Origin of the sequence: Nonomuraea antri, from assembly GCF_013283785.1 — a bacterium.
GTDB lineage: Bacteria > Actinomycetota > Actinomycetes > Streptosporangiales > Streptosporangiaceae > Nonomuraea > Nonomuraea antri.
This window is the reverse complement of record NZ_JABCPZ010000116.1, coordinates 17909-32634: the sequence shown is the minus strand read 5'-3', so window position 1 is coordinate 32634 and position 14726 is coordinate 17909. Positions and strand designations below refer to the sequence as shown.

The following is a 14726-nucleotide window of genomic DNA, read 5'->3' as shown; positions in this document are numbered from 1 at the left end:
CCCCCGGACACCCCGCCCGCCGGCAACGCGCCTCCGGACAACACGCCCGCCGACAACACGCCCCCCGGCAACACATCGCCCGGCAACACATCGCCCGGCAACACGTCGCCCGGCGACACGACACCTGGGGCCGATCCGCCCGGGCTGACGTTCGCCTGTCAGGTGTTGCGGGTGGCCGCGCTCGCGGTCTTCCTCGTCACGATCCTGGTCGCGCTGCTGGCCGGCCTGCCCGCGCCGCCCGCCCGCCGGCTGCCCGGCAGCGGCGCCGCGTCGGCGCACTTCGTGCTCCTGCTCGCGCTGGCCGTGTTCCTGCTGGTGGCCACCGCCGTCCTGGCCCGCATGGACCGGCCGCACGCGCCCGTAGACCCCATCGACAGGCGGGCGCTGGGCGGCATGGCGAGCTGGTTCGTGCTGATGGTCGCGGCGGCCGCGGCGAGCGTGTTGTCGCTCGGCGTGATGTTCTGGACGGCCGCCTTTTTCGGCGTTCCCGAATCCCCGGCCAATCCCGGGCCGACCGATCGCCGGCTCTACCTCATGGACCCGCTGTGGTGGGCCGCCGCCCTGGTGCCCGTCCTGCTGCTGGCCGCGCTCTGCGTGGCCGGCGCCCTCTGGCTGATCAGGCGACGCACGGCCGAACGGCTGGAGTCCGAGCTCGCCGGGCACTACCGCGACAGCAGCGAGCGGGTGGCCGAGATCTGGGCGCTGGCCGCGCTCACCGACCGCGCCGGGCTCGCGCTCGGCCTGCTGACCGGCGTCGGGCTGGCCGGCCTCGCCGCCGTCATCGCGATCTACCGCTTCACCGACAGCTCGGTGAAGGAAGGCGTGGCGGGCATGCTGGCCACGATCGGCGGCTGGGCGGTGGCCGCGGTGGTGGTCGGCCTGGTCCTGCTCGGCCGCCGCGCCTACAGCGACTCCCGGCTGCGCAGGACGATCGGCATCCTCTGGGACGTCTCCACGTTCTGGCCGCGCGCCATCCACCCGCTCGCCCCGCCCTGCTACACCGAGCGCGTCATCCCCGAGCTGATCGCCCGGGTGCGCAGGCTCGCCGACGACCCGGGGGAGCGGGTGGTGTTGTCAGGACACAGTCAGGGCAGCGTCATCGCCGCCGCCCTGGTGCTCCAGCTCGACCCGTCGCTGACCGCGCGCATCGGCATGCTCACCCACGGCTCGCCGTTGCGCCGCCTGTACGCCGCCTTCTTCCCCGCCTACTTCGGCACCCGCGCCCTGACCGCCGTGCGTGACACCGTCGACTGGGTGAACCTGTACCGGCTCAGCGACCCCATCGGCGGGCCGGTGTTCGGCTGCGCCGACGCGTTCGGGCCCAAGTCCCCGCCCGACGGGCGGCCCCCGGTGGACCGGTTCTGCTGGGACCCGCCCCCGCCCCGTCCCGGCCGGCCGCTCGGCGCCGCGCGCTGGCACTCCGACTACTGGCTCGACCCCGCCTACCACACCGCACTCTCCCACCTGGGACGACGATGTTAGGGACGGCGGAGCCTGGTTTCGGACGCCGACTCATAACTCCGAAATAAGGGTTCTTTGATATCTGCCAGGCTCCGCCTCAGCCGTTAACTTGACAGCACCCCCCACAAAGGAGTGCACATGTCGAGTAAACGCTGTGTGCTGGCAGCGGGCGTCGCTCTGGTGGCCGCCTGCCTGTCCTTCCCCGTCGCGCCTGCCGCCGCCGACCCGGCACCTCAGGCCGCCGCCGCCACCCCGATTCCGCCTGGTGTGGTCGACGCCCTCGAGCGCGATCTGGGGCTCACCGAGCAGCAGGTGCTCACCCGCCTGGCCAACGAGCAGCGCGCCGCCGCCGCCGAGGCGACGCTCAGTTCCTCGCTCGGCACCGCCTTCGGCGGGGCCTGGCTGACCCCCGACGCCTCCGCCCTCATGGTGGCGACCACCGACCCGGCGAGCGTGCCCGCCATCCAGGCCCAGGGTGCGCGGCCGGTCGTCGTCCCCAGGACGCTCGCCCAGCTCAACGACGTCATGTCCCGGCTGGACCGGGCGCCGGAGCGGGCCAAGGCCGGCGCGGCCCTGTGGTACGTGGACGTCGCGACCAACAGCGTCGTCATCCTGGCCGGACGCCAGGAGGCCGCCGACGCCCTGGCGAACGCGGCCGGCGTCGACCGCGCCGTCGTCAGGACCGGCGTCACCGCCGAGGCACCCCAGCCGTACATCAACATCATCGGCGGCCTGGCGTACTACATCGGCTCGTCCCGGTGCAGCGTCGGCTTCGCCGTGACCCGCGGCACCACTCCCGGCTTCGTCACCGCGGGCCACTGCGGCCGCACCGGCGCCAGGACCACGCAGCCGACGGGCACCTTCGCGGGCTCGTCGTTCCCCGGCAACGACTACGCGTGGGTGTCGGCCCCCGGCAACACCCCCACGCCGTACGTGCGCGGCTCCGGCGGCGCGAACGTGACCGTGCGCGGCTCGACCCAGGCCTCGGTCGGCGCGTCGATCTGCCGCTCCGGCTCCACCACCGGCTGGCGCTGCGGCACCATCCAGCAGCACAACGCCACCGTGCGTTACTCGCAGGGCACGGTCACCGGCCTGACCCGCACCAGCGCCTGCGCGCAGCCGGGTGACTCCGGCGGCTCGTTCATCAGCGGCAACCAGGCCCAGGGCGTGACCTCCGGCGGCTCGGGCAACTGCAGCACCGGCGGTACGACCTACCACCAGCCGGTCAACGAGATCCTCTCGGCGTACGGGCTGACACTCCGTACGGGCTGAGCGGCCTCTCCCTCGATCGCCCCTTCCCCGGAACCCGGGGGAGGGGCGTTCCCTCACCAGGCAAGAGCTACGTTATTTGCTCAATAGTTGGCGGTTATCTGCGCGGCTTCGGCGACCGGGCCGCCGTGCGCGGTGTCAACGGCCGCTCGATCTTCCACCAGCCCGATCCCACCAAGGCCGAGGGCTACACGCTGCCGTTCTCCATGAACGCCGCGCACACCAAGGCCTACCGCTCGGGCGCGCCCGCCTTCGGCTACGTCGACACCCTCCCGCTGTGGAACGAGGGACTCGGCGACGGCTACGTGACCAGGCGCTCCAGCGGCTGGCTCGGCCAGGGCTTCTACGAGCCCGCCGACATGCCGTTCTACCACGCCCTGGCGAGCCTGTTCACCGTCTGCGACCAGTATCACGCGTCGGTGCAGTGCAACACGAACACCAACCGCGACCACTTCATGACCGGCACCAGCGGCGGCACCGTACGCGACCTGCCCGTCACCAACAACGGCTACATCCCCGGCGACTACGAGTGGACCACCTATCCCGAGCGGCTGCAGGCCGCCGGGATCAGCTGGAAGACCTACCAGGCCAAGGACAACTACGACGACAACGCGCTGGCCTGGTTCGCGCCGTACCAGAAGGCCAGGCCGGGCGAGCCGCTGCACGACCGCGGCATGGCCAAGGTCGGCACCAGCGGCGACGGCCACGCCATGGGCGACGCGCTGGTGGCCGCGTTCGCCGCCGACGTGGCGGCGGGCCGGCTGCCGCAGGTGTCGTGGATCGTCGCGCCCGAGGCGCTGTCGGAGCACGCGAGCTGGGCGCCGCCGGACGGCGAGCACCTGACCGCCCGCCTCATGGACGCCGTCGCCCGCCACCCCGAGGTGTGGGCCAAGACCGTGTTCATTCTCAACTACGACGAGCACGGCGGCTTCTTCGACCACTGCCTGCCGCCGGTGCCCCCGCCCGGCGCCGGCCGCGGCGCCAGCACCGTCACCACCGACGGCGAGCTGGTCATGCGCGTGGCCAAGGGCAGCAGCACGTACTTCCGGGTGGTCAGCCACGAGGGCCGCTACAAGGTGAACGGCGCCTGGTCCGACACCCTGCCCGACGGCGAGAGCGTGATCTCCGGGCCGCACACGATGGGGCTCGGCGTCCGCGTGCCGATGCTCGTGGTCTCGCCCTGGAGCAGAGGCGGCGTGGTCGACTCCACCGTCTACGACCACACCTCCACGCTGCGCTTCCTGGAGCGCCGCTTCGGCGTGGCCGAGCCGAACATCAGCCCGTGGCGCCGGGCCGTCACCGGCGACCTGATGTCGGTGTTCGACTTCTCCGGCCAGGACCCGGTCTGGCCGCAGGTGCCCGACACCTCCGGCAACCGGCGGAAGGTGCTCGATTCGGAGAAGAAGCCCTCGCCCACCGTGCCGAACCCGCAGTCGTTCCCGCGTCAGCAGCGCGGGGTGCGCACCCAGCGGCCGCTGCCGTACGCGCTGACCGTCACCCCGGCCGTGGCCGGGGTGACGGTCACGCTGACGTTCGCCAACACCGGCATGCTGGCCGCGGTCTTCCAGGTCTACCCCGAGCCCGGCGTGCCGCCCCGCTTCTACACCGTCGAGCCGGGCAAGCGACTCCAGGACGCCTGGCGGTTCGGCGCGGCCGGCTACGACCTGCGCGTGCACGGACCCAACGGCTCGCTGTGGCACTTCAGAGGCGGCGCGGACGACGGCGTCGAGGTCGCCTTCGACGACGAGCGGCACGTCGAGGTCCGCAACCTGGACCACGCCCGGCGCACGGTCTCCTGCGGCGACCTGGCCTACGGCGGCGGCGTGCGCGAGGAGCGCGTCCAGGGCCGGGCCAAGCGCAAGTTCCGGCTCGACGCCCCCGCCGACGGCTGGTACGACCTGGCCGTCGGCGTCTCCGACGACCCGTTCTTCCTGCGCAGGTACGCCGGCAAGGCGCCGAGCCCCGCGCAGGGCGTGACCGACCCGGCCATGGGCCTGCCCGACGCGCTGACCGCCACGCTCAAGCTGGCCCCCGCCTCGGCCACCATCGACGAGCCCGGCGTCCGCCCGGGCCGGCCGGCCAGGGTGACGCTCACGCTCGCCGCGGCCGCCGACGTCTCACGCATCGAGACCCGGCTGCTCGTCCCCGAGGGCTGGACGGCCGTGGAGCTGGACCGCGCCCCGGAGTCGGCGGCCGAGGGGGCGAGCGTCCAGGCCACCTGGGAGCTGACCGCGCCCGCCGATCTCACCGACCCCACGCCGCGCCGGGTGCTGGCCGTCGTGCGCGGCCGCACCGCCGACCGGCTGGTGCTGGCCGAGGGCGAGGTGTCCGCCCGGGTGTTCCTCCCGCTGACCGGCTACCTGCTGGGCGAGGACTTCGAGTCGCTGGAGCCGAGGCTCGGCCCGGCGCTCGACCGTCCCGCCGCCGCCGGGCTCGTCGGCTGGACGCCCGAGCCGCCGGCGGGCTGGCGCGTCGTCAACGCCCCCGCCATGCCGCAGGGCACCCGCGACCTGCAGGGCTGGACGTTCATGACCAAGCGCATGTGGGCCACCGGCGGCCAGGAACGCGGCGACTTCACCCGCGGCCTGGGCATCCTGGCCGTCGCCGACCCCGACGACTGGGACGACAAGGGCGCCCCCTCGGGCCGGGGCAGGTTCGACTCGACGCTGATCTCGCCCGCCGTGCCCGTCCCGGCCGGGACCGGCGTGCTGCACCTCGGCTTCGACTCCCACTACCGGCAGGAGAACCCGCAGCGGGCCACGGTCACGGCGGTGTTCGACACCGGCGAGGAACGCGTGCTGCTGACCTACGACGGCTCGGCCACCGGCAGCGACAACAAGGGCGCGGACGCCAAGAACCGGCTGGTGGCCAAGGAGGTCCCGGTGCCCGCCGGAGCCACGACGATCACGCTGCGGTTCCGCATGTTCGACGCGGGCAACAACTGGTTCTGGGCCATCGACAACGTCCGCCTGGGCACCGAGCCCATCGGGTGACCCCCGAACCGGCCGCCCCACGGCGGGGCGGCCGGTCACTGGGTGATGTTGTGTTCCGCGGCCCAGGCGGCGACCTGCGCCCGCGAGCCGAAGTTCAGCTTGAGCAGGATGTTCGCCACGTGCCGCGCCGCCGTCGCCGGGCTGATGAACAACTCCTCGCCGATCGCCCGGTTCGACAGGCCCCGGCTGATCAGCGCGACGATCTCCCGCTCCCGTGGCGTGAGTATCGCCCCCGGGCCCGAGGGCGGCTTCGGCGCGCTGTGCGCCGGACGCACGCCGTCGAGCCCGTACTGGACGGCCTCCTCCGCCGTCATGCCGCTGCCCAGGCTCCACCACAGGCTCACCTTGCCCTCGCCGACCAGCGCCCTGGCGCGGGCCAGCAGCGGCTCGGGCGACGCGGACGACCAGACCGGCAGCCCGGTCGACTCCTCCAGCGCCTTGGCCGCCGCCCAGAGCTGGACGGCCGGCTCCAGGTCGTCGTGGTCCTCGGCGAGCACGGCCAGCGCCGCCAGCGCCGTGACGACCGGCAGGTGCTGCCCCATCGACCGGCTCAGCGCCACGCACCGCGTCACCCGCTCGCGGGCCGGTTCGCTCTCGCCCTGCCTGGCCAGGACGAGCGCGAGCAGGCCCAGGCTGGTGGCCAGGATCGGGCCGGTGTCGAGCTCTTCGGCGGTGTTCGCGCACTCCTCCAGGTGGCGGCGGGCGGCGTCGAGATCGCCCAGGAAGTCGGCGAAGCGGCCCAGCTCCAGGTGCGCCTTGGACACGCCCCAGGCGTGCCCGAACTTGACGAACGCGGCCACCGCCTCGTCGCCCCTGGTCAGCACCTCCCGCTTGTGCCCGTTGAACGCGGCCACGCCGGCCTGCAGCAGCCGGGCCAGGCCCTCGGCCCACGGGCTGCCGATGCGGGTGGCCAGCTCCAGCGACTCTTCGGCGTACTCGGCCGCCTTGGCCAGGTCGCCGCGGGTGCCGACGTACATGCCGGCCACCACCAGCAGGTACGAGGCGGTGAAGCCGGAGCCGAGCCGGTCGCGCAGGGCCAGGGCGCGCTGGACCCACTCCTCGGCCGCGGCGGAGTCCTGCTGCTCGAAGGCCAGGTTCGCGTAGTGGACCACGGCCTCGGCCACCAGGTCGGGCACCGCGTCGGCGCCGGGCAGGTCCACCAGGGTCCGGTACCAGTGGCGGCCCTCGGCGAACTCTCCGAAGCCGTACCAGAGGGGGAAGTAGCCGCAGGCCAGCCGGAGCGCCTGCGCCGTCTGGCGGGTGGTGACCGCCCAGGTCAGCGCCTCGCGGGCGTTGCCGGCGAGGTCGCGCAGCACCAGCACCCTGGCGTAGCGCGTGGCCCAGGGCAGGTCGGGGGAGATCCAGACGTCCGCGCCGTGGCGCTGCGCCAGGTCGGCCAGGCCGTGCAGGAGCTGGTCGCGCATGCGCTCGCGCTCACCGGCCGACTCCAGCAGCTCGGCGGCGAACTGCCGCACCGACTCCAGTAACCGGTAGCACGAGCTGTCCTGGTCGAACTGGACGAGCGACTTGTCGACCAGGTCGGTGAGCACGTCCAGCACCTGGGCCCGGGGCAGGGCGGCGCCCGCGCAGACGGACTCGGCCAGGTCGAGCGTGAACGGCCCGCTGAAGACGGCCAGCCGGCGGAAGAGCACCTGCTCCGGCGCGGAGAGCAGGTCGTGACTCCACTGCATGGTGGCCAGCAGGGTGCGCTGGCGGGCCGGCGCGGTGCGCGCGCTGGCGTTGAGCACGCGGAAGTTGTCCTTGACCCGGGCGGAGATCTGGCCGGGTGACATCGCCACGGTCCTGGCCGCGGCCAGCTCCAGCGCCAGCGGCAGCCCGTCGAGGTCGCGGCACAGCCGGGCGATGTCGCGGGCGTTGTCGGTGGTCACGGTCAGCCCGGAACCGGCGGAACGCGCCCGCTCCAGGAAGAGCTGGACCGACTCGGCCTGCTCGATCGCCTGGCCGGGGCCGGGCAGCGCGAGCGGGGGCACGCGCCAGACCAGCTCGCTGGCGATCTTCAGCGGCTCTCTGCTGGTGACCAGGATTCGCAGGTCGGGGCAGCAGGTCAGGAGGGTCTCGGCCAGTTGGGCGCAGGCCTCGACCAGGTGCTCGCAGTTGTCGAGCACGAGCAGCAGCCGCCGGCCGCGGACGAAGTCGAGCAGCGTGTCGAGCAGCGGGCGCACGCCTTCCTCGCGCACCCCCAGCACCGTGGTGATCTCGTGAACGAGCAGGTCGGAACGGGTCAGCCTGGACAACTCGACGATCCAGACCCCGTCGGGGAACGACTCGACCACGCGCGCGGCGATCCGCAGGGCGCACCGGGTCTTACCGGTGCCGCCGACGCCGCTCAGCGTCAGCAGCCTGACCTCGTCGATCAACGCGCACAACTCCGTCAGATCGCGGTCGCGGCCGACGAACCTGTTGGGCTCGGCAGGGAGGTTGTGCCTGAGCAGCGTCACCTTGATCCTTGCTGGTCTAGGGTCCCAGATACGCACCTCAGTGTGACATCGCGTGCACGAGGTGTCAGGGGATTGCCTCAAGGATGTGGCGTGAACGGTCGGTCCACGCGTGGCCCGGCGTCGATGACCAGCGTCGCGCCGAATCTCGCCGCGGCCTCGCGCAGCCCGGCGGGCGACGGCTCGCACACGGCGATCAGATGCGCCCCCGCGGCCAGCACCGGATCGTAGGCGCGCCGGTCGGCCACGGTGACCAGGACCACGTCGCCGGACGAGACACGCACCCCGGCGACCGTCCTGCTCGCCGGCGCGCCGGTGGGCGCGCGGGCCGGCGGCGCGGGCTCCGGCGGGCCGCCGGCGCCGAGCAGGCCGTGGAAGGAGGCCACGCCGGGCAGGTCGGCGAAGGAGTAGACCTGCCGGATGTCGACCTCCTGGGCCAGCGCGTCGGCGCCGGGCAGATCGGTGATCATGATGCGGGCGCCGAGGCCGGCCAGACCGGCGGGATCGGCCGGTGAGACCACGGTCCCGCCGGCGGCGGCCACCGCGTGCACGGCGACCGGGTAGTGGCAGCCGCCGCGCATCAGCACGGCGACGGGATCGCCGGGGCGCAGCCCGCGCTTGCGCAGCCCGCGCGCGGCCTGCCGGACCGTGCGCGCGAGCTCGCCGTAGCTCAGCGAGGCGCCGCCCGCGGCCTCGGTGACCGCCGCACGAGGGCCGAGCGCCGCCGCCGTGGCGAGTATCGCCTGGGTCCAACCTGTCATGCCGCCCACGCTAGGAAGACGGGCACGGGCGGGGCATGGTCCGGAGTGTGTAGGTGGGTGTGTAATCCCTAGATCATCCGCGTCCGCCGGTCACGGGGCGGCGACCAGGGCGCGCACCTTCCCGCGGTCGAGCAGCAGCATCCAGTGCCGTCCCCGCCAGCCGGTGGACCTGACCGGCGCGGTCTGGAACCGCACCCCGGCCGGGTCCACGCCGGCCAGGGTCCTGGCCAGCGCGACCAGGTCGACGCTGTCGTCCACGCTGACCGATCTGGTCACCGTCCTGATCACCTCGTGCAGCTCGATCGGGTCGGTCAGCAGGCCGCGGGCCTTGCCGAGTACGGCCTGCACGAACCGCTGCTGGTTGCGGATGCGGTCGAGGTCGCCGCCGGCCAGGCCGTAGCGCTCGCGGACGAAGGCCAGCGCCTGCTCGCCGTCGAGGGTCCGGCCGCCCACCTCGACGCCGCCCAGGGAGTCCACCACCGAGACGAAGCCGGTGAAGTCGACGATCGCGAAGTGGTCGATCCTGACCCTGGTCAGCCGTTCGACGGTCTGGACCATGGTGGCGGGGCCGCCCACGCTGAGCGACCAGTTGATCTTCCCCTTGCCGTGGCCGGGGATGCTCACCCAGGCGTCGCGCGGCAGCGACAGCAGCCTGACCTCGCTCTGGCCGCCGCTCGCGCGCTTGATCCTGACCAGCATCATCGTGTCGGCGTTCTGCGCGCCGTAGCGCCACTGCTGGGTGTGCGCCGCCCGGCCGGTGGTCGGGCCGTCGGCGCGCCGGTCGGAGCCGACCACCAGCCAGTGCTCCACCCCCTGCTCGGCGGGCGCCGGCGGGCGGTTCGCGGTCGGCAGGGCGTTCGGGATGCGCCGCACGCCCGACTCGTAGGAGGCGACCAGGCGGTACCCGGCGACGGCCGCGGACGCGGCCAGGACCAGCATCGCCACGGCGATCGCGACGACGCTCTTCCTGCGGGCCGACCAGCCCGCCCAGACGGCTCTGGCGGTACGCATACGGGGACCGTAGGCAGGCCCCCACGAGACCCCTTGTACGACACACCGGATTTTGCCCGTTTCCTACCAATGGGCGGCTCTGTCACCAGGTGAGCAGCAGCGACTCCGGCGCCCGGTGGATCAGGGTGGCCGCCATGACCACGTCCTGGTCGGCCAGCCGTAGCCCGGGCAGCTCGCTCACCAGCAGCTCCAGCGTGATGCGCACCTGCTCCCTGGCCAGGTTCGAGCCGGGGCAGCCGTGCCCGCCGTGCCCGAACGACAGGTTGCGCACCGGCTCGCGGGTGATGTCGAAGACGTCGGGCCGCTCGTGCACGGCCGCGTCGCGGCCCGCCGAGGCGAACGAGACGAACACCGTGTCACCGGCGGCCAGCTCGGTGCCGGACAGCGTGAGCGGCCGGGTGACCAGGCGGCGGAAGCCCTGCACCGGGGCCTCGAACCGGTTGGCCTCCTCGATCGCGGCCGGGATCAGCTCGGGCCGCGCGCACAGCAGCTCCCACTGGCCGCGCTCGCGCAGCAGGTGGTGGACGACCGAGCCGAGCAGCGCGGTCGTGGTCAGGTGACCGGCCAGCATGACGTTCTGGGTGTTGGCCACGACCTCGTCGCGCTGCCCCGGCGTGGGCGCGCCCGGCCCCGGGGCCAGGGCGCGGGCCAGCTCGCCGGTCAGGGTCTCCTGGGCGCGCGAGCCTGCGGCCAGCTCGTCGAGCCGGCGCCGCAGCGCCGCCACCTCGCGTGCCGCCGCCACCTGCTCCTGTTCGGTCATCGGGGTGAACGCCAGGTCCTCGGCCCGGTTGCCGGCCGCGATCGCGCCGGGCACCTCCGCCGGGTCGAGCCCGAGCAGGTGGCCGATCACCGCGGCGGGCAGCGGCCTGGCGTAGGCGGACATCCACTCGACGCGTCCGGCGGGCGTGAAGGCGTCGAGCAGCTCGCGGGCGGTGGCGGCGACGAACGGCAGCGCGGCGCTCACCCTGGCCGGCGACAGGCCGCGGGTGAGCGGCTTGCGCAGGCGCTGGTGCGTCTCACCGTCGGCGCCCAGCACCACCGCCGCGCCGTTGCCCGGCGCCTCGGCCAGCGCGGCGATCGCGGCCGGACCCGGAATCAGGTCCGGCCTGAGCGCGCCCCGGGAGGAGAAGTCGGCGGGCCTGCTCAGCACGTCACGCACGTCGGCGTGCCTGGACACCAGCCAGGCGGCCAGCTCGGGGACGAACGTCAGCCCCGGGGCGTCGCGGGCCTGGGCGTAGACGGGATACGGATCACGGTAGAGCGCCTCTGCATCCACGCGTCCCATCGTGCAAGCCCGGCGAATCCGGGACAAGATCTGAAATTTTCTTTTAGTTCACCCGTAAGCCTTGAAACTTATATCCATGGGCGATTGAGTTCGGTCGTGCAGACCCTCCGTTTTCTGGCCGCCGCGGTGCTGGCGTTAGGCGTCACCGCCGTCCCCGCCGCGCAGGCCGATCCCGCACCCCCGGCAGAGGACGCGCCCCAGGCGTCGTCCTACCCGCCGCCCGCCACGCTGCTCGCCCGGACCACCGCCGCGGGCCAGCGACTCGAGACGGCCAAGCGGACCCGGCCCGTCGCGCCGGGCATCTCGCTGACCTCGTTCGACACCTATGACGCACTCGGCTGGCTGCGGGCCGACGCGCTCACCGCCGACCTCGGCAGCGCCAAGGCCGACTACGTCTACTCGGGCGAGGTCACCAAGACCGAGCCGCTGTCGGGGCCGGCCAAGCGCTCGCGCGCGGTGGCCGCCGTCAACGGCGACTTCTTCGACATCAACAACTCCGGCGCCGCGCAGGGCATCGGCATCCAGGACGGCGCGCTCGTCCAGTCGCCCGTCGCCGGGCACGACAAGGCCGTGGCGATCACCGGCGACGGCGTCGGCAAGGTGCTCCAGATGTACTTCGAGGGCACCGCCACCCCGTCCGGCGGCGCGCCGGTCACGCTCACCCAGTTCAACCAGATCATCCAGGCGAACGGCGTCGGCCTGTTCACGCCGCTGTGGGGCTCCTACACCCGGGCCCGCGCCGTGGCCGGAGCCGCGTCCGTCACCGAGGTGACGCTGACCGACGGCGTGGTCACCAAGGTCGAGCAGGCGGCGGGCACCGGCCCGATCCCGGCCGGCACCACGATCCTGCTCGGCAGGGACGCCGGGGCCGCCGCGCTGGCCGCGCTCAAGCCCGGCGACCGCGTGGACGTCAGGTACCAGCCGAAGTCCTCCGACGGCAGCACCGTCAAGGCGGCCGTGGGCGGCAACCACGTCCTGGTCAAGGACGGCGTCGTGCAGAACTCCGGCGACCCGGCCGCGCACCCGCGCACCGCGGTCGGCTTCTCCGCAGACGGCAGGAAGATGTACCTGCTCACCGTGGACGGCCGCCAGGCCGACAGCCGCGGCGTCACGCTGAACGAACTGGCCGCGATGATGGTCGAGCTGGGCGCGGCCGACGCGCTCAACCTCGACGGCGGCGGCTCGTCCACCATGCTCGCCCGCGAGCCCGGCGCCGCCGAGGTGCGGGTGGAGAACAGCCCGTCCGACGGCGGCGAGCGGCACGTGCCCAACGGCCTGGCCCTGTACGCGCCCGAGGGCAGCGGCAAGCTCAAGGGCTTCTGGCTGGAGACCGCCTCCGACCCGGCCAAGGCGCCCGGCGTCGGCCCGGTCGCCGGCGGCAGCCCCGAGCGCGTCTTCCCCGGACTCACGCGCCGGCTGAGCGCCGCCGGGTACGACGAGACGTACGGCCCGGCCGCGGGCACGCCGTTCTGGCGGGCCAACCCGGCCGTGCACGGCGTCGTGCGCGACGGCAGGTTCCACGCGCTGGTGCCCGGCACCACCACCGTCACCGCCTCGCGCGGCGGCGCCAAGGGCACGCTGGAGCTGACCGTGCTCCAGCCGCTCAAGCGGCTCGGCGCGACCACCGACCGGGTCGGGCTGAAGGGCGCCGACGGCGTGGCCACGTTCGGCGTGGTCGGCTACGACCGCAACGGCAACTCCGCGCCCATCGAGCCCGCCGACCTCAGCCTCGACTACGACGAGAACCTGTTCGAGGTGACCGCGGCCGAGCACGGCTACTTCACCGTCAAGGCCAAGCAGGCCACCGGGTCCGGGCTCATCACCGCCCGCGTCGGCCGGATCAGCACGGTCGTGCCGGTGACGGTCGGGTTCGAGGACAAGCCGGTGGCCGACTTCGAGGACGCCGCCAAGTGGACCTTCGCCGCCGCCCGCGCCACCGGCTCGCTGTCGGCCGCGCCCGGGCAGAGCGGCGGCGGGCTGAAGCTCGCCTACGACTTCACCACCTCCACCGCCACCCGCGCCGCCTACGCGAGCCCGCCGCAGCAGCTCGTCGTGGACGGCCAGCCGCAGGCGTTCGGGCTGTGGATCCACTCCACCGGCAAGGGCGAGTGGCCCAGCCTGGAGTTCTACGACGCGCTCGGCCAGTCGCAGATCCTGCGCGGGCCGTACCTGACCTGGACGGGCTGGAAGTTCGTCGAGTTCACCGTGCCGCCCGGGGTGAACTACCCGCTGCGGCTGCGGCGCTTCTACGTGGCCGAGACGCGCTCCGACACCAAGTACACCAACGAGATCCTCATCGACGGGCTCGTCGCCAAGGTGCCGCCGTCGATCACCGCCCCGCCCGCGCCCGAGGTCGCCGACCCGGTGGTGCGGGCCGAGGTGGCCGGGATGCCGTGGCGGTTCGCCGTCATGTCGGACGCCCAGTTCGTGGCCAGGCAGCCGGACAGCGACATCGTCCGCAACGCCCGCCGCACGCTCCAGGAGATCAAGGCCGCCAAGCCGGACTTCCTGCTGATCAACGGCGACCTGGTGGACGAGGCCTCGCCGGAGGACTTCGCGCTGGCCAAGCGGATCCTGGACGAGGAGCTCGGCGGTGAGGTGAAGTACCACTACATCCCGGGCAACCACGAGGTGATGGGCGGCAAGATCGACAACTTCCGCGCGGTCTTCGGCGACACGTACCGGACGTTCGACCACAACGGCACCCGCTTCGTCACGCTGGACACCTCCAGGCTGAACCTGCGCGGCGGCGGCTACGACCAGGTCGCCCTGCTGCGCTCGGCCCTGGACTCCGCCGCCAAGGACGACGCGATCGGCTCGGTCGCGGTGCTGTTCCACGTGCCGCCGCGCGACCCCACGCCGGGCAAGGGCAGCCAGCTCGGCGACCGCAAGGAGGCCGCGCTGGTCGAAGGCTGGCTGGCCGACTTCCAGCGCACCACCGGCAAGGGCGCCGCCTACATCGGCGCGCACGTCGGCACCTTCCACGCCTCCCGGGTGGACGCGGTGCCGTACTTCATCAACGGCAACTCCGGCAAGAACCCGGCCACCGCGCCCGAGGACGGCGGGTTCACCGGCTGGTCGCTGTGGGGCGTCGACCCGGTCACCCCGCAGGAGGCGGCGCACGTGCGGCGCAACTGGTTCGCCGACGCGCCGGACTGGATCGCCACCCAGGTCCGGCCGCACCTGGACGAGCTGACGCTCACCGCGCCCGCCACCGTGACCGTCGGCACGCCGGCCACGGTCACCGCGACCGTGGCCCAGGGCACGCGGGCGGTGCCCGCCGCGTACCCGGTGTCGGTGAAGTGGTCGAGCTCGCCGAACCTGCACGTCGGCGGCCACGCCGGCGTCAAGCCCTGGCACGTCGCCGTGCTCGACCCCGCGACCGGGGTGCTGACGGCGCTGCGTGCCGGCCGGGTGACGGTGGCGGTGACGGTCAGCGGCGTGACCCGCCAGGCCGAGATCGCCCTGGCCGCCAAGGCCGCCGCCTGAC

General features: G+C 73.5%; 7 protein-coding genes and 1 pseudogene. 4 read left to right on the top strand and 4 right to left on the bottom strand.

Annotated elements, in window-relative coordinates; translation table 11 throughout:
* The 3 genes and pseudogenes from HII36_RS31700 to HII36_RS31690 all read left to right on the top strand — a co-directional run.
* Window positions 1-1482: pseudogene (locus tag HII36_RS31700) on the top strand (hypothetical protein); the annotation flags it as partial.
* 117 nt (window positions 1483-1599) lie between these two features.
* Complete coding sequence (locus HII36_RS31695; protein WP_173526964.1) at window positions 1600-2733, top strand: S1 family peptidase; 1134 nt, start codon at window positions 1600-1602, stop codon at window positions 2731-2733.
* Window positions 2652-5723 carry an alkaline phosphatase family protein gene (locus tag HII36_RS31690; protein ID WP_328807973.1) on the top strand — a complete coding sequence of 1024 codons (3072 nt, stop codon included), beginning with the start codon at window positions 2652-2654 and terminating at the stop codon, window positions 5721-5723. The genes HII36_RS31695 and HII36_RS31690 overlap by 82 nt, the downstream gene beginning before the upstream one ends.
* Window positions 5724-5758: 35 nt before the next feature.
* On the opposite strand, the gene HII36_RS31685 is transcribed toward HII36_RS31690, so the two are convergent.
* From HII36_RS31685 to HII36_RS31670, 4 genes are all read right to left on the bottom strand, one after another.
* Entirely contained in the window at window positions 5759-8182 is a 2424-nt protein-coding gene (locus tag HII36_RS31685) for a LuxR C-terminal-related transcriptional regulator (RefSeq protein ID WP_173526962.1), read from the bottom strand.
* 77 nt (window positions 8183-8259) lie between these two features.
* On the bottom strand, window positions 8260-8940 hold the full coding sequence (locus HII36_RS31680; RefSeq protein ID WP_173526961.1) for an AMP-binding protein: 681 nt from the start codon (window positions 8938-8940) through the stop codon (window positions 8260-8262).
* Between the two features lie 90 nt (window positions 8941-9030).
* Window positions 9031-9951, bottom strand: a complete 921-nt coding sequence (locus HII36_RS31675; protein WP_173526960.1) for an LCP family protein — start codon at window positions 9949-9951, stop codon at window positions 9031-9033.
* Window positions 9952-10033: 82 nt separating this feature from the next.
* Window positions 10034-11227: a cytochrome P450 gene (locus HII36_RS31670; RefSeq protein ID WP_407940837.1), complete on the bottom strand. Its 1194-nt coding sequence runs from the start codon at window positions 11225-11227 to the stop codon at window positions 10034-10036.
* A gap of 105 nt (window positions 11228-11332) precedes the next feature.
* On the opposite strand from HII36_RS31670, the gene HII36_RS31665 reads away from it, so the two are divergent.
* The gene (locus tag HII36_RS31665) at window positions 11333-14725 is read left to right on the top strand and encodes a phosphodiester glycosidase family protein (protein ID WP_328807972.1); all 3393 of its coding nucleotides are present in this window, start codon (window positions 11333-11335) and stop codon (window positions 14723-14725) included.
* The last annotated feature ends 1 nt before the right edge of the window (window position 14726 follow it).

Coding starts and splice junctions, on each gene's coding strand:
- HII36_RS31675 (WP_173526960.1), bottom strand. CDS start 9,951: ATGCGTACCGCCAGAGCCGTCTGGGCGGGCTGGTCGGCCCGCAGGAAG.
- HII36_RS31680 (WP_173526961.1), bottom strand. CDS start 8,940: ATGACAGGTTGGACCCAGGCGATACTCGCCACGGCGGCGGCGCTCGGC.
- HII36_RS31695 (WP_173526964.1), top strand. CDS start 1,600: ATGTCGAGTAAACGCTGTGTGCTGGCAGCGGGCGTCGCTCTGGTGGCC.